The sequence below is a fragment of the Sphingobacterium thalpophilum genome, from assembly GCF_038396785.1.
GTDB lineage: Bacteria > Bacteroidota > Bacteroidia > Sphingobacteriales > Sphingobacteriaceae > Sphingobacterium > Sphingobacterium thalpophilum_A.
The window spans coordinates 4,763,421-4,784,230 of the sequence record NZ_CP151087.1 but is presented as its reverse complement, the minus strand read 5'-3'; the positions used below and the strand labels follow the sequence as shown (position 1 = coordinate 4,784,230).

Here is a 20,810-nt window from a genome sequence, read left to right as displayed (position 1 = left end):
TATAGCATGAAACAAAAAGCGTTAAACGCATTAATCTATATCATATCTCTTCTCCCCTATTGGTTTCTATATTTGATCTCCGATGGGCTTTATTACATACTTTACTATATTATTGGATATAGGAAGAATATTGTATTTCAGAACTTAAAGAATGCTTTTCCGGAAAAAACGGATAAAGAACGTCTGGTAATTGCCAAAAAGTTTTATCGTTTTTTCCCGGATCTCCTTGTCGAATCGATCAAATTGAAAACGATTACAGCTGAGGAAGTCAAGAAAAAGATTACTTTGGAAAATGTAGAAGAATTGACGAAACACCTCGAAGCGGGCAAAAACGTAATCGGGGTGACCTCACATTATGCCAATTGGGAGCTGGGTATTCACCGTTTGAGCTTAATTACAAACTTTCCTACGCTGATTGTATACAAACCACTCAATAACAAAGATATTGATACAGTATACAATGATATGCGTGGAAGATTTGGCGCCGAAATGGTACCAATGAAACAAATACTCCGCCATATCGTAAAGTTGAAAGGCCAGCCCAATATCAGTATACTCGTTGCCGATCAAACACCGCTGTATTCGGATTCCGATTATTTTATTAATTGGCTAAATCAGGAAACATTGGTCTATACAGGAGCCGAAAGACTTTCTAGAATAAGTAAAGCGCCTGTGGTCTATTGCTATATCGGAAGAAAGCCCAAAAGAGGGCAATATTTCTGTAAATTCGTTACTTTAATCGAAGATCCAAGTGGTTTTGGAGAGCATGAAATTACCGATATACACAATCAATTTGCTGAACAGCTTATTCGTGAAAACCCAGAATATTGGTTATGGTCACATAATCGCTGGAAAAGAAAACGTAGAAAATGAGTAAATTACCAAAAGTAGCTGTCGTTATCCTCAATTGGAATGGCCGATTTTTCCTGGAAAAATTTTTACCATCCGTATATAACAGTTCGTATCCGAATGTCGAATTTGTCATTGGAGACAATGCCTCCGATGATGATTCAATTTCATTTGTGAAACAGTACTATCCGACGATTACTATCCTTGAAAATGACAAAAACTATGGCTTCGCGGGAGGTTATAACAAAATACTGCAGCGTGTAGATGCTGATTACTATGTACTTCTCAATTCGGATGTTGAAGTGAGCCAAAACTGGATTGAGCCAGTGATTGAATACTTGGAAAGAAACCCTTCCCTGGCAGCAGCACAGCCCAAAATACGTTCATTTCATGACAAGCAGAAGTTCGAACATGCCGGAGCGGCCGGTGGCTATCTGGATTACTTTGGCTTTCCTTTCTGTAAAGGTAGAATCCTACATGAAGTAGAAGATGATGCGGGACAGTACGATAATGAATCCGAGATTTTCTGGGCATCTGGAGCTGCACTTTTTATTCGCTCTGACGCCTGGAAAGAGGCAGATGGCCTTGACGAAGATTTCTTTGCTCATATGGAGGAAATCGATCTATGTTGGCGATTAAAGAAAATGGGCTATGGCATAGGCTATTGTCCTAAATCTATTGTTTATCATGTTGGCGGGGGGACCCTCAATGCAAGTAATCCCAAAAAGACTTACCTCAATTTTAGGAATAACATGGTCATGCTGCAAAAAAACCTGCCGCTAGGCAAAGCCATATGGATTATTTTCATCAGGCTTTGGTTTGACTTTGCAGCCCTTGCTAAGTTTCTGATCGACAGGAAACCCAAGGATGCCTGGGCAATCAGTCGTGCACATCAGTATTTCTTCTTGAATATTTTCAAAAATGCTAAAAAACGAAAAAAATACAAGGTGAAAGAAAATACAAAAGGGCTGTACACAAAATCGATTATCATCGATTTTTACACAAATAACAAACATAAATTTTCTCAGCTAAATCCAGAGGATTTCAAATAGCGTATTATTTCCCTGTAACATAAAATGCAGAAAAACGCATTTTCAAAATAAAGCAGTCATTACGACAAGATTCTTTATTTATTTTATTTAAACGTACTTTTTATTTGTAATTTTGCAAAATGTTGGTGATGGATATTGAAAAAAAGATAAAAGACTTAACGGCAGAGCTCAACCATTATAACTATCAATACTATGTATTGGCGAACAGTGTTATTTCGGACTACGACTTCGACCTTAAATTAAAGGAACTCGAAGCGCTGGAAGCTCAATATCCCAACTTTGCCGACCCCAACTCCCCTACACAGCGTGTTGGTGGAGACATTACCTCCCGATTTCAAACGGAAAAGCACCGCTGGCCAATGCTTTCATTGGGCAACACATACAATCAGGAGGAATTACTTGACTTCGACCAGCGAATCCGCAAAATCATCGGCGATCAGTTCGAATATGTTTGTGAATTAAAATTTGACGGTTTATCCATCAGCTTGACTTATGAAAATGGCTTACTAAGTAAAGCCGTTACGCGCGGTGATGGTACACAAGGCGATGTTGTCACAAACAATGTTAAAACCATTCGTTCTATCCCGATCAAACTCAAAGAAGGAGATTATCCAGATCAATTCGAAATACGAGGTGAAATATTTATGCACAAATCAGCTTTTCTCCGCCTGAATAAGGAACGAGCCGATAATGAGGAGCAAACCTATGCCAACCCAAGAAATTTCGCTTCTGGAACCATCAAACTCCAAGATTCTGCTGAAGTTGCAAAACGCCCATTGGACTGTTTCCTTTACTTTTTGTACTGCGACAACAGAACAAATCTATTTCACGACCATTGGAATAGCTTAAACCATGTCAAAGACTGGGGATTTCATGTCAGCGAGCATAGCAGAAAATGCAGCACGTTAACCGATGTTTTTGCATTTATTGACTACTGGGATGTCGAACGTCATAACCTAGGTTATGAAATTGATGGAATTGTTATTAAAGTAAATGATTACGCACAGCAGGAGGAACTGGGCTTTACTGCCAAAAATCCACGTTGGGCAATATCCTATAAATTCAAAGCAGAGCGTGTAGAAACCACATTGAACTCGATCAGTTATCAAGTTGGACGTACCGGCGCTGTTACACCTGTTGCCAATCTTCAACCTGTACAACTGGCAGGCACAACGGTAAAACGCGCTTCCTTACACAATGCAAATGAAATTGCACGTCTCGACCTACACGAAGATGACACTGTCTTTGTAGAAAAAGGGGGCGAAATTATACCTAAAATAATTGGGGTAAACCTCGAGAAAAGATTAGCAGGATCAACAAGTTTTGTCTACCCCACATCTTGTCCGGAATGCGACACAGCACTTATACGACAAGAAGGGGAAGCCGTACACTACTGCCCTAATGAAACTGGGTGCCCGCCACAAATTGTTGGCAAAATGCAGCATTTTATCGGACGAAAAATGATGGACATCGAAGGAATGGGAGACGAGACCGTGGATACTTTCTTCAAGAAAGGTTTGTTACGCAATATCGTTGACATCTATGGCCTAAAAGACCATCAAGATGACCTGCAACAACTGGAACGTTTCGGTCAAAAATCAATCGATAACATGCTCAACGGCATCGAAAAATCCAAAGAAAAACCTTTTGAAAAAGTCTTATTTTCGCTTGGAATACGTCATGTCGGCGAGACGATTGCAAAAAAATTAGCCCAGCATTTCAAAAATATTGATGCACTCGCGCAAGCCTCGACAGAGGAAATCGAAGGAGTACAAGACATTGGACGCCGTATTGCGGAGAGTGTCAAAGAATACTTAGACAATCCAATTCATCAACAACAGATCGTTGCATTGAGAAATTATGGCTTAAATTTCGAAATTGAGGAAAAGGAGATCATCCTTGCGAGCAATTCACTTGAAGGGAAAACCTTCCTGATTTCCGGTGTATTTGCAGACCATTCACGTGAAGAGCTAGCAGCAGTAATTGAAAGCAATGGCGGAAAGATGTTATCTTCCATTTCTGCCAAATTAAGCTACCTCGTAGCGGGAGATAAAATGGGACCGTCCAAACTGGCGAAAGCAGAAAAATTGGGTATCCCGATGATTAATGATAAAGAACTATTTGAACTCATTAATCCCAAGTAAGTTTTTTTAATTAAATTTATATAAATACAAAAACAAGATGAACGAGCTTCACGGCGCAGGAGTAGCATTAGTCACTCCTTTTAACTCAGATGAATCTGTTGATTTCGAAGCATTAGGTCAGCTAATTGACTTGCAAATCAACGAAGGTATGGATTATTTGGTTTCTTTAGGTACAACTGGAGAAGTTGCCACTTTAACCAATGATGAACGAAAGCGTATCTGGGATTTTACTGTCAAGCGCGTGAACGGTAGACTTCCTTTGGTTGCTGGAATTGGTGGTAATAATACTGCCGAAATTGTGGAACAAATTAAGAACTTTGATCCAACAGGCTTCTGTGCAATTTTATCCGTATCTCCTTATTATAACAAACCAACACAAGAAGGCATTTACCAGCATTACAAGGCTGTTTCAAACGCCTCTCCACTTCCGGTTATTTTATACAATGTGCCTGGGCGTACGGGCAGCAATATAACAGCACAGACAACATTACGACTGGCCAATGATTTTTCCAATATTGTAGCCATCAAAGAAGCTTCTGGAAATTTTGCGCAATTCAGCGAAATTCTACGGGATAAACCTGCAGGATTTCTATTGATCTCCGGAGATGATCCGGTTACCTTGCCGATGATGTCTCTTGGAGCTGCTGGTATCATTTCAGTGATCGGAAACGCATTACCGAAAAAGGTCGCCACATTAGCTAAGTTATGCGCTGAAGGCAATTATACGGAAGCTAGATCGATCCATAATGAACTCCTTAACATTACAGATCTGTGTTTTATTGAAGGAAACCCTGCGGGTGTAAAATATATTCTACAGGAATTGGGGATCGGAAAAGATCAATTACGACTTCCTTTAGTCCCTGTTAGCGAGAAAATACAGGCTGCTATCAAAGAAGAATTAAAGAAATTGAACTAAAATATAGCCTAGTTCGGTTGAGAAAAGTTTAGATCCCTCCAAAGGATCTAAACTTTTTTATTTCAAAGCTTTGCAACATAACAATATAATAACTACCTTTGCACTTCCACAAAAGTGGAATTTTAAATAACAAAATTAATTAACACAATGCAACAGTACGAATCTGTAATCGTTCTTACCCCGTTGCTTTCTGATGATGCTGCGAAAGAAGTAATCGCAAAATTCAAAAACATCTTAACAGAAGGCGGAGCCGAGATTGTCGCTGAAGACAATTGGGGTTTGAAAAAATTAGCGTATCCAATCCAGAAAAAAACTACTGGATTTTATCACTTAACTGAATTCAAGGCTCCAGGTGAATTAATCAATAAATTAGAGGTTGAATACAAACGTGATGAGCGCATTATGCGTTTCTTGACTGTAAGCTTAGACAAACATGCTAAAGCATACAACGAGAAAAAACGTAGCGGTGCATTCAACAAAAAAGCTGAAACTAAAACTGAGGAGGGCGCAAACTAATGGCTAACGAAAATATCCAATACGTAACTGCTCCTAAAGTAGAGGACAACCGTAAAAAATACTGTCGTTTCAAAAAGAATGGTATCAAATATATCGATTATAAAGATGCTAACTTCTTGATGAAATTTGTAAATGATCAAGGTAAAATCTTACCTCGTCGTTTAACTGGTACATCTTTGAAATTTCAACGTAAAGTAGCTCAAGCTGTTAAACGTGCTCGTCACATCGGCTTATTACCTTACTTAGCTGATGCAATTAAATAAGGAGGACGATAGAAAATGGAAGTAATTTTAAAACAAGATATCAAAGGCTTAGGTGAGCAAAACGATATCGTTAATGTAAAGCCAGGTTTCGGTCGTAACTACTTAATCCCGCAAGGATTTGCTATCCAAGCGACTGAATCTGCAAAGAAAGTTTTAGCTGAGAACATCAAACAAGCTCAGTTCAAACAAGAAAAAATCAAAAAAGACGCTACTGAATTAGCTGGTAAATTGGAAGCTATCAAACTTTCAATCGGCGCTAAAGCAGGTGAATCTGGTAAAATCTTTGGTAAAGTAAACAGCATTCAAATTGCTGATGCGTTGAAAGCAAAAGGTTTTGATGTAGATCGTCGTCGTATCACTTTCGAAGTAGAACCTAAAGAACTAGGTGAATACATCGCAAACTTAAACTTACACAAAGAAGTGAAAGTTCAAGTTCCTTTCGAAGTAATTGCTGAATAATTCAGTTTATTTAGTCAATAATAAAAAGCGGCTATCCTTTCGGATAGCCGCTTTTGTTTTTACCCATACTTTAGCCCCAAAAAAAACTCGCGTTACGGAGAGCAACGCGAGGCATAATCTAGGGTATTTGAAAGGGAAAATCTTTGTCAATTTCTTTTTTTTTCAAAAAAAACAACTCCTAAATCATCGAGTCAAAAAAAATAACATCAAAATCAAAAAATCGAAACAAATTCTTTTCGAAAACCAATTTCAATACTCAAAAGAAGTAAAAAATATTTGTTTTTGCAAATAAAATTGATTTTTATCAAAAAATAAATATAAATACACAAAAAACAATAACAAAATCACACTAAAAACACTAAAACACTAAAAATACAGCACATTACACTATTAAAGTATCAAAATAAACACAAACAATACACAAAAAAAAACAAAATATAGACATAAAACAACTAAAGTTTGAAATAAAATCAAAAAAAATGGGGTTTTAAAAACAAAAAAAAGCCTGAAAGATAATATTTCAGGCTTTTTATTATTATTTAGCTAAGTTATGCTAATTGTTTTTCTAATTTCTCGTTCAATACTGATTTTGGAACAGCTCCAATTTGTTTATCGACAATTTCTCCATTTTTAAAGAACAATAGAGCTGGAATATTACGAATGCCATAACGAACAGAAATCTCTGGATTTTCATCCACATTTACTTTTCCTACAACAGCTTTACCTTCATAATCCTTAGCCAGTTCTTCAACCACAGGACCTACCATACGGCAAGGACCACACCACTCTGCCCAAAAATCAATTAATACTGGTTTGTCTGCTTTTAAGACAACTTCTTCAAAGTTGCTATCTGTAATTTCTAATGCCATAATCTTTTAATTTTATAAACCGAAGTTATATCTTTAATACTATTTAATTGCTAAAATCAATAAACAAAGATAGTAACAACTACCAATCTATTTGTAATCTTAATTACACAAATTCTAATCCAAACTAATTCAATCGGTAATTTATCCCTTCAAACTTATCTATACAGTCCAAAAATTCATTTGTTAGGTTTATTTTCAGACTTTTAGCTGGCATTTCGACAGATATTTCATCTTGGGGATCCCAAATTTTAAACTTTAATTGACAATTTGGCACAACCCCCTCAATCTCATTTTGTGCCAGTATATCTTTGATTCCGTCAAGAAATGCTTCATTCAACTTAGGTAAAGGAATATTGATCGTAAAACTCTTCGCCATCTTCTCACGAAGATCCGAAAGTAACTGTACACTACGCAGCTCAAAGCCCCAATTTCCAACCTGCCTGAAACGTTCCTGTACCAAACCTCGTAATTGCACAAAATAGCCTTCTTGCAAATACCCCTTCAATTTGACGTATTCTTCGCCAAAAACTGCCATATCATAAGAATCACTATAATCTTCTATAATAAACGACGCAAAAGGCTTACCAGTCTTCGTCAATCGATGGTTTGCCGATGCAATAATGCCACCAATCACTAATTCCTTATTCTTGATTCGATTAAACTCAAGCAAAGTCTCTTCATCGACCTCTGCCGCTTTAACTTTATTGATCAATGCCAAATCTGAAACCGAATTCTGACAAAAATGCTCAATCTCAAACCGGTATGTATCTAAGGGGTGACTGGTCAAATAAATACCGATAACATCTTTTTCATATTTAAGCTTTTCAATCAATCCCCATTGCGGACATGGTGCCAAAACAGGTTCCGGCAATTCTGCAGCTCCACCTACACCAAACAAACTCGCCTGGGCCGAACTTTCATTTTCTTTAAAGCGCTGGCCAAATCGTATCGCCTTTTCCATTCCTGTTGAATTTTCATCCGAATGGAAATATTGTGCACGGTGCGTGTTCTCAAAACTATCAAAACCACCAGCATAAGCCAGACTCTCGAAAGCTTTCTTGTTGACCGCACGAAGATCAATCCGTTTGGCCATATCGAAAACAGATTTATACAATCCTGATTGTCGAGTTTGCACGATAGCATCTACTGCTCCTGCCCCGACACCTTTAACTGCACCTATCCCAAAACGAATAGCCCCAGACTCATTTACTGTAAACTTATAATAGGATTCATTCACATCAGGGCCAAGTACCTCTAGCCCCATGCGCTTACATTCCTCCATAAAGAATGTCACCTGCTTGATGTCATTCATATTGTTAGAAAGTACCGCAGCCATATATTCCGCTGGAAAATGCGCTTTCAAATAGGCTGTTTGATAAGCAACCCAAGCATAACAGGTCGAGTGGGATTTATTAAATGCATAACTTGCAAAAGCTTCCCAGTCGGTCCAGATCTTTTCCAAAACTTTTGCATTATGTCCTTTCTCCTCTGCCTGCGACACAAACTTAGGCTTCATCTTATCCAGTACTGCCTTTTGCTTCTTACCCATGGCCTTACGCAAAACGTCGGCATCACCTTTCGAAAATCCAGCTAACTTTTGAGACAAAAGCATTACCTGCTCCTGGTATACCGTAATTCCATACGTTTCTTTCAAATATTCCTCGCAGGCATCCAAATCGTAAACAATAGGATCTATACCATGCTTACGCTTAATAAAACTTGGAATATACTCTATTGGACCCGGGCGATAAAGTGCATTCATCGCAATCAAATCGGCAAATACCGTCGGCTTAAGGTCTCGCATGTATTTCTGCATTCCAGGAGATTCATACTGAAACACCCCGATGGTCTCTCCACGTTGAAAGAGCTCATAAGTAAGCTCATCGTCGATCGGAAATTGATCCGGATCCAGCACGATACCATGGCTTAATTTGACATTTTCTACCGTATCTTTAATCAGTGTCAGTGTCTTTAAACCCAAAAAGTCCATTTTCAGCAAACCGGCACTTTCAACAACGTGGTTATCGAACTGCGTCACATAAAGATCAGAGTCTTTTGCCAAAGAAACAGGAACGAAATTAGTAATATCGTCTGGTGTAATAATAACACCACAGGCATGGATACCTGTATTTCGTACAGAACCCTCCAAAACCCGGGCCTGTCTGATCGTTTCCGCTTCCAATCCAGCACCATCCGCAATAGATTTCAATCTATTGACGGCTTCAATTTCCTCAGTCCTTAGCTTTTCCTTTAAACCGGCATCATCTAAAGTAAAAATCTTGGATAATTTAAGGTTCGGAATCAGCTTGGCAATTTCATTGGCATCACCCAAAGGTAAGTCCAATACACGCGCTGTATCTTTGATGGATGACTTTGCTGCCATTGTACCATAGGTAATAATCTGGGCAACTTGACTAGCACCATATTTATTGATTACATATTGCATGACACGTCCACGTCCCTCGTCATCAAAATCGATATCAATATCAGGCATGGACACACGGTCGGGATTTAAGAAACGCTCAAAAAGCAAGTCATATTTAATCGGATCGATATTGGTAATTCCCAAACAATAAGCTACTGCCGAACCAGCAGCAGATCCCCGTCCCGGCCCCACGGAAACTCCCATATCCCGGGCCGCCGCAATAAAATCCTGAACAATCAAAAAGTAACCTGGATACCCCGTTTTCTCAATGGTAGCCAACTCAAAGTCAAGACGTTCGCGAATATCATCTGTTATTTCCTCATAACGCTTCTCAGCCCCCACATAACAAAGATGCGCCAGGTATTTATTTTCACCACGTTTTCCCCCATCTTCAAGATCGGCTTCCACCTGAAATTCCTCAGGAATATCAAATTTAGGTAATAGGACATCGCGGTTTAACTTAAATATCTCTACCTTATCGACAATCTCCTGAATATTTAGAATCGCTTCGGGCAAATCTTTAAAAAGGGCCTTCATTTCATCTGAAGATTTGAAATAATATTCCTGATTGGGTAAACCAAAACGGAATCCACGTCCCCTACCTTTTGGAGTCGATAGCTTTTCACCATCTTTCACACAGAGCAAAATATCATGCGCATGTGCATCGCCTTTCTTCTCGTAATATGTATTATTGGTCGCAACAACTTTGACCTGATATTTGCGGGAAAATTTAAGCAAGGTTTGATTCACACGATCCTCATCTTCCTGACCATGACGCATTAATTCCAGGTAAAAATCATCCCCAAATTGTTCTTTCCACCACAGCAAAGCCTCTTCGGCCTGACTCTCACCTATATTCAGTATTTTATTCGGCACCTCGCCTTGTAGGTTACCTGACAAAGCGATAACATCTTCCTTGTATTGAAGAATAAGATCTTTATCAATCCGCGGCACATAATAGAAGCCCGCGGTATAAGCAAAAGAAGCCAGTTTAGCCAAATTATGGTACCCCCGTTTATTTTTCGCCAATAACACAATCTGATAACCATTATCCTTCCTCGACTTATCTTTGTGGTTTTCACAAACAAAAAATTCACAACCAACAATTGGCTTTAAAAGCTGACCAGTAGGCTCCTCTCCATTCTCAACTGCCTCCGCATTTTGCGCTTCAACTTCTTTATTATGACTTATAACACGAGAGACAAACTCAAAAGCCCCCATCATATTTCCGTGGTCCGTTAATGCAACAGCAGGCATATTATCCTTCACCGCTGCCGAAACTAACTTATCGTACGACATCGTCGACTGCAGGATCGAAAACTGAGAGTGGTTATGTAAATGGGCAAATTTGGCATCCTTTAAAGCTGCTAACGCGTCCGCATCAACGACAACCTTGACTTCATCTGGCTGAGACCGTTTTCTAATTTCATCAGAAGCTGCTTTTAGGTTGATATGTTTCAGTCCAACAGTGGGTATAGGCCCCGGATTGTTGGTTTTAAAATCGACAAAGTAGCCCGTATCGACCTGAAGTTCTTCGGCAGTGAATACCTCTCTTCTTACAAGCTCCAGAAAACAACGTGTTGTCGCTTCAACGTCGGCTGTTGCATTATGTGCCTCAGCAAATGGCACTCCAAATAAATAGGAATGCAACTCAGTCAAATTGGGTAGTTTAAAGCGTCCACCACGACCGCCTGGAATTTTCAGAAGTTCAGCTGTTACTTCCGTACAGGTATCCAATACAGACATATTAGCCATATTGGACGTAACACCATAACGGTAAAATTCACAGCCCATGATATTCAAATCAAAACCAATATTTTGTCCAACAACAAACTTGGCTTTATTCAATGCCACATTGAATTTCTCTAAGACCTCCTGGAGCGGCAATCCCTGCTCTTCTGCCAATGCAGTCGATATGCCGTGTATTTTTTCAGAGTCATAGGGTATATCAAATCCATCTGGCTTAATCAAGAAATCGTGATGTTCGACCAAATTTCCCATCTCATCATGAATCTGCCAAGCCAATTGAATACAGCGAGGCCAATTGTCCGTATCGGTAATTGGTGCGTCCCAACGCTTAGGCAAACCCGTCGTTTCCGTATCGAAAATAATATACATAAAATTCTAACCCTCTTTAATACAACACATTAAATGCAAGACAATTTACATTTTTTTGAACTTGAAATTTACGAAATTATTAGAGAAGATTATGTCAGATTTTTGCGAAAATCCACTAAAGAAAATCTAGCGCCACACGATACCGCCTACCGGTTCCGCTTCAACAAGAAATAACATCATAAACTCCTCAATCTTCTTTTTTTTATGTGTATCCCATGAGTAAATATCAAACCAAATCGTAAAGCCCCCGGCCTCTTTTTTTCGTATATATTGAAGGAGCCAAGTTTATATCAAATTAACAACACATTTAATACGTATCTAATAGGGACTTTATAGGGACCTCATTCGGATGAAGCCCTATAATCTACCTATTAAGTCCCTTTTATTTCAGGTTTTATTTCCTTTTAATTACAAATTTGACGTTCACCTTTCTTCCACCAATGTGGTAAAATTCTCATGGTCTGTAGGAGATAAAACGCCTCAGATTTAATATTGTAATAGTTACACTATCCTAAGTATTTAGTATATTTGGTTTTGACCCAAAAATCCATGATTAAAGCGATCTTTTTTGACATCGATGGAACTTTGCTAAGTTTCAAAACACATCAGGTTCCCGAATCTACTCAACAGGCATTTCAATTATTAAAAGAAAAAAACATCAAGGTATTTGTTTCAACAGGACGATCCTACAATCAGCTGGGACATATTCGTTACCTCGATTTTGATGGATATATCACCTTCAATGGCGGGTATTGCGTCACAAAGGAACAGGAAGTCATTTATAAAAATAACATCCCTCAAAAAGACATTCGCTCCTTATTGGATTATGCTAAAAAGCGTGAGGACCTGACTTTTTCATTTATGTCCGAAAAGGAAATTTCCTTAAACCAGGTTACACCTGAGGTACAACGAATGTACGAACAGGTCAATGTGCCGACACCACCTATTCGGGATTACGAAAAGGATTTTGATCTGGACTCCGTTATGCAGGTCAATGTTTTCATCAATCCTGAAGAAGAAGCTGAATTCATGGAAAATGTGATGCCAAATTCAGTTGCTTCGAGATGGACGCCCATTTTTGCGGATGTCAATCCGATGGGGCAAAGCAAAAAAATTGGAATAGATGTTTTTTTAGATCATTTCAACTTTACCTTGGAAGAAACTATGTCATTTGGCGATGGCGGAAATGATATTACCATGCTAGCGCACACCCATATTGGAATTGCTATGGGTAATGCAAATCCCGAGGTAAAGGAAATTGCAGATTATATAACAGACAGTGTTGATGAAAATGGTATCTGGAATGCATTAAAACACTTCAATATCATCTAAAGTTGGATAGTTAAAGTTATTCGAGAAGTATTGCTGTTGCTATTCATCAGCAAATTATGTTTTTCCGGAAAAAGATAGTCCAATCGCTGTCTAAAATCACGTATCAGTGTACTGCTAAATTGACTTTCCAGATAATGGTTCACACGATAGCTAACTTCAAGCATAATCAACTTGGATAAGCCCGATAATCGGATCCGTACAGGATGAGAAGACATCGTATTATAACCATTCTCAACAGCATGCTGTACCACAGGAAAAAGAATGAGCGGCGGCAACATCATCTCCTCCTGAGACTGAAGCTTATTTTCCCATTTGACTGTAAAACCTGCCGGAAGAAAACGTTCAGCCAATTGCAAATATTGGTTCAACAAGCTAAGCTCCACCTGCATCGACTCCAATCGGTCAACATGAAGCTTAAGCAACTGCTCTTGGAAAGCAAAAAAGTCGGCTGGATCTATTTTGTTACTTTGTATTAGGTGATCGATCAAAAAACTGTCCAGCTGACTGTTCCTAAAAGACAACCTATCTGCCAGTGCCAAAAGCGCTTCATTTCTTACACTCTTTTTACCCAAAAAACGATTGATTATACTTGACATTTCTTAAATTGCTGTAGATTAGAAACACAAAAATAAGGAAACATTATGTCAAATATTGCAATAGTTATTGAAGAAAGAGCCGCTGACATAGGCAATTTCTTAGTTGGGCGACTTCTTCCTTTCAGGCAGAAACGTATGGTCGGCCCTTTTATCTTCATCGACCACATGGGACCTGATAACATTGCCGAACCGCACTTTATGGATATTGCACCACATCCGCATATCGGGTTATCCACATTGACTTATCTATTCGAAGGTAGCATTATGCACCGGGACAGCTTAGGAAATGCCGTTGAGATCAAACCTGGAGCAGTCAATTGGATGACGGCAGGTAAGGGTGTCACACACTCCGAAAGAACCCCGGAACAACTGCGATCGACGCCGCACGACCTCCATGGACTGCAGATTTGGGTGGCCCTACCAAAAGAACTCGAAAAAATGGAGCCTAATTTTGTTCACATAGAAGAACCGCAACTTCCACATTGGACCGAAGATGGCGTATCCTATCGCTTAATTGCAGGAGAAATTAAAGATCACCGTTCCGAGGTCCCCGTATACAGCCCATTATACCTTATTGAAATCAAAGCGGAAAAAGATGCAACTATTAAACTAGGTGATCATCTATATGGCGAAAGTGGATTATATATCCTGCATGGGACTGTTCATGCGGAAGGTCAGGAATTCGGTCCAAAGCAGATTTTAGTTGCCAAAGATGCGAAACTATGTGAATTCAAAATGGAGGCTGGAACCTCGGTCTACATTTTTGGTGGCGAACCTTTTCCTGAACAACGCTATATCGACTGGAACTTCGTCGCTTCGGACATTGAAACATTAAAAATAGCGCGCGAAAAATGGGAAAAACATGAATTTCCAAAGGTTCCTGGAGATGACGGCTATATCCCAATCCCGCCAGTAAATCCAACTTTAGGGCAGAAAAAAGCTTAGCAGCACTATTTCTTCATTTAAACTTGGCAATCGCAAACGTATCTGCCGTACGGGATTACAATTGGAAGGACAAAACAGACGAAAACAAAAAGGCTGGAAATTGTGGACAATTTCCAGCCTTTTTATTGAATAAATCTTAAAGTCAACTGTTGCAAAGAAGTACTAATGGGCTATCCCGCTCACACCACCGGAAACAACCAATTTCATGGCATCTGTTGGCGACATATCTAATTTTTTCACCTTGTCTGCACTGATAATGACAACCTGTCCCGCAAAAGAATATGAATATGGAAAATACACCATAACCTCTTCTTCAAGCCCAATGCTTTTTAAATCATGTTGCGTTAAGAAACCTATCTTCTTCAGACCAAACTCATTCACCGTTACCAAGACAGGTTCATTAAATTTCTTTGCATCACCAACAAAGGCCTCTGTAAAATCTTTAATCGAAGAATATAATGTATTTAAAAGTGGAATCCGCTGGATCTGATGATTAATCCACACTTTAATTGGATCTGTAACAAAATTTGTAAAAATAAGCCCTGCCAAAACCAACACCAAAATAACGGTCAGAATACCTATTCCCGGAATATACAAGGGATGCCCTCTATCATCTTCCAAAAAATGTTCAGTTAGATTCAATGCCGAATCAACTGATGCAACAATCCAAACTATTAAAAAAATAGCACCAGCTAGAGGAACCACCACCAGGATACCTCTTATCAAATAATTAATAAAGCCTCTAATTAATTTGCTAAACATGAATTGAAAATCAAATATTATTCAAAAATGCAGAATATCCTTTATTATTCATAAAAATATACTCTTTTTACGCGTTGGGAAATACTGGTCAGCAGTTCATAAGGGATCGTTCCTATAGCCTTCGCTGCTGACTTTATATCAGGGTACACGATAACTTCATCTTCCTCTCCAACTTCCACATCCGTTACATCCAGCATACACATATCCATACAGATATCACCAATAGTAGGGACTAAAAAACCGTTAACCAACATTTTACCGACACCATTACCAAAACGCCTATCGTAACCGTCCGCATAACCAATTTTAATCGTGGCGATCTTACTATCTCTATACAGAACACCGTGCCTATTATAACCTACGGTCTCACTTGCCGGGAGGTATTTAATTTGCGTCACATTCGTTTTCAAGGTACTCGCCTCCCTAATGGGTAAATCATGCCGCTCAATATCGATACCATAGAGACCGATCCCCAATCGTACCATATCAAAATACGCATTCGGCCACAGTTCAATACCCGAGGTTGCTGCAATATGACGTAGAAAGGAATATCCTAGACCACTTTCTAGACGTTTCGTAAAGTCATCCAGCAGATCAATTTGTCGCTGTGTAAATTCCCGGTCCTTTTCATTTCCTGCAGACGCTAAATGGGAAAAGGCAGATTTAACCTCTAAAACCGCTTCCGTACGCAACACAGCTATTAAACGATTGACCTCGTCAGGCATAAAACCCAACCGATGCATGCCAGTATCTATCTTAATATGAATCGGAAAGGAAGTTATCTGTTTCGTTTTCAGAAAATTCAAGAAGGAAAACAATATTCTAAAGCTATAAATCTCCGGTTCAAGGTTGTACTGAACGATGGACTCAAAAGAACTTTCATCCGGACTCATTACCACAATAGGCAATGTGATTCCTGCACCGCGCAAATCCACCCCCTCATCCGCAAAAGCGACCGTCAGATAATCCACCCGATTAAATTGCAAAAGATTTGCTATCTCGAAACTTCCACTGCCGTAAGAGAAAGCTTTGACCATCGTCATCAGCTTAACATGCTTCGGTAACAACTGGCGGTATACATTTAGATTGTTTTCCAGTGCATTCAAATTGATTTCAAGCACTGTATCATGTGATTTTGCGACCAAAAGCTGACTGATACGTTCAAAATGAAACTCCCGTCCTCCTTTCAGTAATACCGTCGCATTTTCAAAAGAAAGCGACCTTATATCGGCCAAAAAAGCAGCAGTATCGCTATATGAAATGGAAGGCACATCAAATTGTGCAGCCAATTTAGGCAACACTTCACCTATCAATATCAATTTATCCAAACGATACTCACTAAGCAAACGTCTCAGCTTGGACAAGCTTTTTTCATCTTCGATAGTAACACCGGGAATATCCGATAATATCAACATCTTGAACGGATGCTGGCCCTGTTGATTTAAAAACTCCAGGGCTATTTGTAGTGCATCCAGATCATTACTATACGAGTCATCGATAATGGAGCTATTCTTTTTTCCTTTTTTTAACTCAAGACGCATCGCCACAGGCTGCAACTCTTTAATCCTCGATGCGATCACTTCATTTTCATAACCAAAACGTAGCATCACCGCTACACAATTTATGGCATTCTCAACATTTCCTTTATCCACAAACGGTACTTCAACAGCAAAGGTGCGCCCGGTATAATAGAAGGTTACCTTAGTAAATCGGTCGTTGACCTGTTTGATGGAATACACCTCCAAAGAAAGCCCCTCATCAAGCCCCCAGGAAAATTTTCGTGGCCGATAAGGCAATTGAACATTTTCAAGGTAAGTATTCGGAAAAATCATGGTTTCAACATGTTTAAACAACTCGAGCTTTTCATAAATCTTTTCCTCCTTCGATTTAAAACCGGCTTTATGTGCCACACCAATGTTGGTCAATAGTCCTATCGTTGGTTTTATCATCTGCTCAAGGCGCTGCATTTCTCCTTTCTCTGAAATTCCTGCTTCGATCAGCGCAAGATTATACTGATCGGATAGTCCCCATAACGAAAGTGCCACACCGAGCTGAGAGTTATAACTCTTGGGACTTCTATAGATCTTATATTCAGGAGACATCAGCTGAAAAAGCCATTCTTTCACTATCGTTTTACCATTGCTACCAGTGATTCCAATGACCGGGTAATCGAATTTCTGCCGATGAAAAGTTGCCAGTTCCTGCATAGCGACCAAGCTATCCGCTACCCAAAGAATGTTAGCCTCCAAAAACTCCATTTCCTGTGAACTATCGATTTGAAGCACAAAATTACGAACTCCCTTATCATAAGCTTCTCTAATATAACGGTGGCCATCTCTATTCTTCTGAAGTGCAAAAAAAATCCCGTTGTCCGCTTGGACAATTTTACGGCTGTCGTAAAATAAATGCTGGACAAAAGAATTGGGATCCGTGATAAATGTGCGATTGGGATGTAAAATCTGGGCGATTTCCGATATTTTGTACATTCTCCTGATATTTTTGATTGTGTCAAAACTGAACATTTTTTTAGTTATTTCATATTATTTTTGAAATTTTGACAATATGTTTGACGAGGAAAAAAGAAATAAGAAGATATTAACGCAGCATCAGGCACAGTTGAAAGCGGAAAGCTATTGCGTCTATCAAGAACGCGCACAGCAAGAAGTACGCGATAAGCTCTACAGCTGGGGACTACACGAAGTAGAAGTCGAAAATATTTTGGCCAATTTGATCGCCGATAATTTTTTAAATGAAGAACGCTTTGCTATTGCCTACTGTAACGGAAAGCTCCGCATGAAAGGCTGGGGCAAAGTAAAAATCAAGCAGGCACTCAAGGCAAAACGGGTATCCGAGCAATTGATAAAAATTGCATTTAAGCAAATCGATCTCGATGAATATGAACAAATCTTAAATCACATCATGGACAAAAAACTCCGTGAAATTAGTGGCAAGGACCGCTATGCAGTTAAAAACAAAGTTTATCAGTTTGCACTATACCGCGGATTTGAGAGTGATTTAATTTTTTCTATACTGAATTCAAAGGAGTTATAAAAAACACAGAAAGAAAGTAAATAAATATTTTGCAATATTGAATTTTCGCTCTATATTTGCATCACCAAAAAGGAACGCAAGGTTCTTTTGAAAATTGAAATAAAATTCCAATGCGAAAATAGCTCAGCTGGTAGAGCACAACCTTGCCAAGGTTGGGGTCGCGAGTTCGAATCTCGTTTTTCGCTCACCTGCCTAGGTGGTGGAACTGGTAGACACGCAGGACTTAAAATCCTGTTCCCGTTAAGGGAGTGCGGGTTCGATTCCCGCCCTAGGTACAAGAAAGCTCATCTAACGATGGGCTTTTCTTGTTTATATGCGTCTGTAACCTAGAATAACCCTATCAAATTCACTCCCCCCTTCAATCTTTTATAAATTTGCTCGCGAAGCTCATCAGTCGATGGACATTTTTATTTTATCGCCATAAAAATAAGAGAAAGCCATAGGCCAAACTTAACATTATAAGTTTCAACATGCCTATTTTATAGTTGAATAAAAGAAAAAGTGAAAATAGCACCCATACCAAAGCCATCGGCTCAATGGCATACCAAGAACTAACCCCACCTGGAAATAGAATTCCTAGCCCTAAATAACAGGCTAAATTAACGATTACACCAACGACCGATGCTGTTACTAAAGACAGAATAAATTGTATACATGCATTTTTTTGGGTCCGTTCGATCAGTGGTGCCCCAACAAAAATCAGGGCAAAGTTTGGCAAAAAGGTAAAATATGCTGTAGCGATCAAACCTATTGCGGCCATGGAATAGGACTGATGGAAATGATTGAAGCCGGCCATGAAACCAACATAGGCCAAAACGACCACTAAAGGCCCCGGGGTTGTCTCTGCAAGCGCAAATCCATCTATCATCTGGCTCTTGGAAAGCCAAAACAATTTCTCTGTCACAAGGGCCGCAACATAGGGAATGATTGTATAAGAACCTCCAATCGTCAAATAAGCAGACTTTGTAAACAAAAAGGAAAGTGTCTTCCAAAATTCCGTATCGATAGTAAAAAACAGTAAAATGGACAGCGGAATCAACCATAGTAAGAAAAACAGCAGAACCTGAAGAGAAATACGACGGTAAGATATAGGGGGTAGTTTTTCGAGCGTATTGATATAATAAACTGATTCGAGCTGCTTATCTTCCTTTTCATGATGGGCATTTATTTTGGAAGTTTTTGACAAGATTGCATGGCATAGTACACCGAAAGCGATCACGCCCACAATAATCCAGAGCATTGGAACCCCAGCAAAATACGATAGCAGAAAGGCAGCCAATGCGACCAAATAATGCCATATGCTGACAAGAGATTTCTGCCCCACTCGAAAGGTTGCAAATATAATGATCGCTAGAACGGCAGGTTTTAAACCCGAAAATAAAGCAATAAGCAATGCGGAGTTACCATAGTGCACATATAGTGCACTGAGTCCAAATATAATGAGAAGTGAAGGAACAATAAAAAATAGTCCGGCCAACACACCTCCTTTTAAGCCGTACAACTTCCATCCTAAATAGATCGTCAATTGGTGCGCCTCAGGTCCTGGCAATAACATACAGGCATTGAGTGCCTGAAAAAACTTCCTGTTGCTTACCCATCTTTTCTTTTCGACCAAAAAATCGTGCATAATGGTCACATGACCAGTTGTTCCACCAAAACTTATCCAACCTAACACAAACCAAAACCACATGGCTTCCCGAAAAATTGGCTTTTGTTTATGATCTTCTTCTTCTAAATTCATCTTTTTCAACGCTATTTCCCCTAGACTCGTACCTTATCGAAAACAATCTCCACAGCGCGAGCCTCCTACCGATATCTCCTATTTAAAATATCTCGTTTGGGGAGACGGTATACAACGATTTAAAACCGCGATATAACTGCATAAAAAAAGCGGGATATCTTAAATACCACGCTTTTTTATATTAAGAATTGGTCTGATAAACTATTTTTTATCTAAAATAGTAACTTCCACTCTTCTATTTTTTTGGCGTCCTTCCGGAGTTTTATTATCGCCAACTGGATTTGACTGACCGAAACCTTTTGCCGTGATGCGTGATTCAGCAACACCTGAATCTACTAAGAACTTCTTAACAGACGCTGCTCTTTTATCGGAAAGCCACTGATTATACTCAACAGTACCCGTAGCATCAGTATACCCATCAACTTTGATCTTATTATTACTTTCTTTCAAGATCAACGCCAATTTACTAACTTCAGTTTTTGCCTTCTCAGATAGATAAGAAGAGTTTGTTGGAAACAATAAATCAGACGATATACTAAACTTAATCCCTTCATCAGTTCTTTTCGCATCATTAAAATCCTTCTTCACATTTTTCAAACCATCATCAGTTCCATCTTTTGTTACAACAGCACCCGGATTGACTACAATAGCTTGTTGTTTACAGGAAAATAACGATAAACTTGCACATAAGGTTAAAATCCCCAAATTAATTTTTCTAAGCATGTCGTTTCTAACGTATTTAATATCGATTTAAGCAAGTAAATATAGCGAA

At 39.1% G+C, this 20,810-nt stretch carries 17 protein-coding genes and 2 tRNA genes; 12 read left to right on the top strand and 7 right to left on the bottom strand.

Annotated elements, in window-relative coordinates; translation table 11 throughout:
* Window positions 1-6: 6 nt before the first annotated feature.
* From AACH28_RS21100 to rplI, 7 genes are all read left to right on the top strand, one after another.
* Window positions 7-873: a lysophospholipid acyltransferase family protein gene (locus AACH28_RS21100; protein ID WP_341831416.1), complete on the top strand. Its 867-nt coding sequence runs from the start codon at window positions 7-9 to the stop codon at window positions 871-873.
* A complete protein-coding gene (locus AACH28_RS21095; RefSeq protein ID WP_333627207.1) occupies window positions 870-1,901 on the top strand; it encodes a glycosyltransferase family 2 protein in 1,032 nt (343 codons plus the stop codon). Before AACH28_RS21100 ends, AACH28_RS21095 begins: the two co-directional genes overlap by 4 nt.
* Window positions 1,902-2,020: 119 nt before the next feature.
* A complete protein-coding gene (gene ligA / locus AACH28_RS21090) occupies window positions 2,021-4,045 on the top strand; it encodes an NAD-dependent DNA ligase LigA (RefSeq protein ID WP_088162787.1) in 2,025 nt (674 codons plus the stop codon).
* Between the two features lie 37 nt (window positions 4,046-4,082).
* Window positions 4,083-4,961 carry a 4-hydroxy-tetrahydrodipicolinate synthase gene (gene dapA / locus AACH28_RS21085; protein WP_333627205.1) on the top strand — a complete coding sequence of 293 codons (879 nt, stop codon included), beginning with the start codon at window positions 4,083-4,085 and terminating at the stop codon, window positions 4,959-4,961.
* 147 nt (window positions 4,962-5,108) lie between these two features.
* The gene (rpsF, locus tag AACH28_RS21080; protein WP_046671750.1) at window positions 5,109-5,477 is read left to right on the top strand and encodes a 30S ribosomal protein S6; all 369 of its coding nucleotides are present in this window, start codon (window positions 5,109-5,111) and stop codon (window positions 5,475-5,477) included.
* Window positions 5,477-5,740 (top strand): 30S ribosomal protein S18, encoded by a 264-nt coding sequence (rpsR, locus tag AACH28_RS21075; RefSeq protein ID WP_028071347.1) that lies wholly within the window; start codon window positions 5,477-5,479, stop codon window positions 5,738-5,740. The genes rpsF and rpsR overlap by 1 nt, the downstream gene beginning before the upstream one ends.
* A gap of 15 nt (window positions 5,741-5,755) precedes the next feature.
* A complete protein-coding gene (gene rplI, locus AACH28_RS21070) occupies window positions 5,756-6,199 on the top strand; it encodes a 50S ribosomal protein L9 (protein WP_046671751.1) in 444 nt (147 codons plus the stop codon).
* Between the two features lie 548 nt (window positions 6,200-6,747).
* Here rplI and trxA read toward each other — a convergent pair.
* Both trxA and dnaE read right to left on the bottom strand, forming a co-directional pair.
* Window positions 6,748-7,068 carry a thioredoxin gene (trxA, locus tag AACH28_RS21065; protein WP_046671752.1) on the bottom strand — a complete coding sequence of 107 codons (321 nt, stop codon included), beginning with the start codon at window positions 7,066-7,068 and terminating at the stop codon, window positions 6,748-6,750.
* 124 nt (window positions 7,069-7,192) lie between these two features.
* Entirely contained in the window at window positions 7,193-11,611 is a 4,419-nt protein-coding gene (gene dnaE / locus AACH28_RS21060) for a DNA polymerase III subunit alpha (RefSeq protein WP_341831415.1), read from the bottom strand.
* Window positions 11,612-12,160: 549 nt separating this feature from the next.
* Between dnaE and AACH28_RS21055 the strand changes: the two genes are divergently transcribed.
* Window positions 12,161-12,943, top strand: coding sequence for a Cof-type HAD-IIB family hydrolase (locus AACH28_RS21055; protein ID WP_046671754.1), 783 nt, complete (start codon window positions 12,161-12,163; stop codon window positions 12,941-12,943).
* On the opposite strand, the gene AACH28_RS21050 is transcribed toward AACH28_RS21055, so the two are convergent.
* On the bottom strand, window positions 12,940-13,539 hold the full coding sequence (locus AACH28_RS21050; RefSeq protein ID WP_341831414.1) for a hypothetical protein: 600 nt from the start codon (window positions 13,537-13,539) through the stop codon (window positions 12,940-12,942). The genes AACH28_RS21055 and AACH28_RS21050 overlap by 4 nt on opposite strands.
* A 45-nt stretch (window positions 13,540-13,584) precedes the next feature.
* Here AACH28_RS21050 and AACH28_RS21045 point away from each other — a divergent pair, with 45 nt between their 5' ends.
* The gene (locus tag AACH28_RS21045) at window positions 13,585-14,484 is read left to right on the top strand and encodes a pirin family protein (protein WP_046671756.1); all 900 of its coding nucleotides are present in this window, start codon (window positions 13,585-13,587) and stop codon (window positions 14,482-14,484) included.
* Window positions 14,485-14,646: 162 nt separating this feature from the next.
* Here the strand turns inward: AACH28_RS21045 and AACH28_RS21040 are convergent, their stop codons facing one another.
* On the bottom strand, window positions 14,647-15,246 hold the full coding sequence (locus AACH28_RS21040) for a DUF502 domain-containing protein (protein ID WP_046671757.1): 600 nt from the start codon (window positions 15,244-15,246) through the stop codon (window positions 14,647-14,649).
* Window positions 15,247-15,290: 44 nt separating this feature from the next.
* Window positions 15,291-17,732, bottom strand: coding sequence for a bifunctional UDP-N-acetylmuramoyl-tripeptide:D-alanyl-D-alanine ligase/alanine racemase (locus AACH28_RS21035; RefSeq protein ID WP_341831413.1), 2,442 nt, complete (start codon window positions 17,730-17,732; stop codon window positions 15,291-15,293).
* Window positions 17,733-17,808: 76 nt separating this feature from the next.
* On the opposite strand from AACH28_RS21035, the gene AACH28_RS21030 reads away from it, so the two are divergent.
* The 3 genes from AACH28_RS21030 to AACH28_RS21020 all read left to right on the top strand — a co-directional run bounded on the left by AACH28_RS21030 (window position 17,809) and on the right by AACH28_RS21020 (window position 18,572).
* Entirely contained in the window at window positions 17,809-18,297 is a 489-nt protein-coding gene (locus tag AACH28_RS21030; RefSeq protein ID WP_286774971.1) for a regulatory protein RecX, read from the top strand.
* A gap of 112 nt (window positions 18,298-18,409) precedes the next feature.
* Window positions 18,410-18,482, top strand: a tRNA-Gly gene (locus AACH28_RS21025).
* A 5-nt stretch (window positions 18,483-18,487) separates the two neighbouring features.
* Window positions 18,488-18,572: transfer RNA gene (locus AACH28_RS21020), tRNA-Leu, on the top strand.
* Window positions 18,573-18,709: 137 nt separating this feature from the next.
* On the opposite strand, the gene chrA is transcribed toward AACH28_RS21020, so the two are convergent.
* Both chrA and AACH28_RS21010 read right to left on the bottom strand, forming a co-directional pair.
* Window positions 18,710-20,038, bottom strand: coding sequence for a chromate efflux transporter (gene chrA / locus AACH28_RS21015; RefSeq protein ID WP_341831412.1), 1,329 nt, complete (start codon window positions 20,036-20,038; stop codon window positions 18,710-18,712).
* A 201-nt stretch (window positions 20,039-20,239) separates the two neighbouring features.
* A complete protein-coding gene (locus tag AACH28_RS21010; protein ID WP_046671760.1) occupies window positions 20,240-20,761 on the bottom strand; it encodes an OmpA family protein in 522 nt (173 codons plus the stop codon).
* Window positions 20,762-20,810 lie beyond the last annotated feature (49 nt).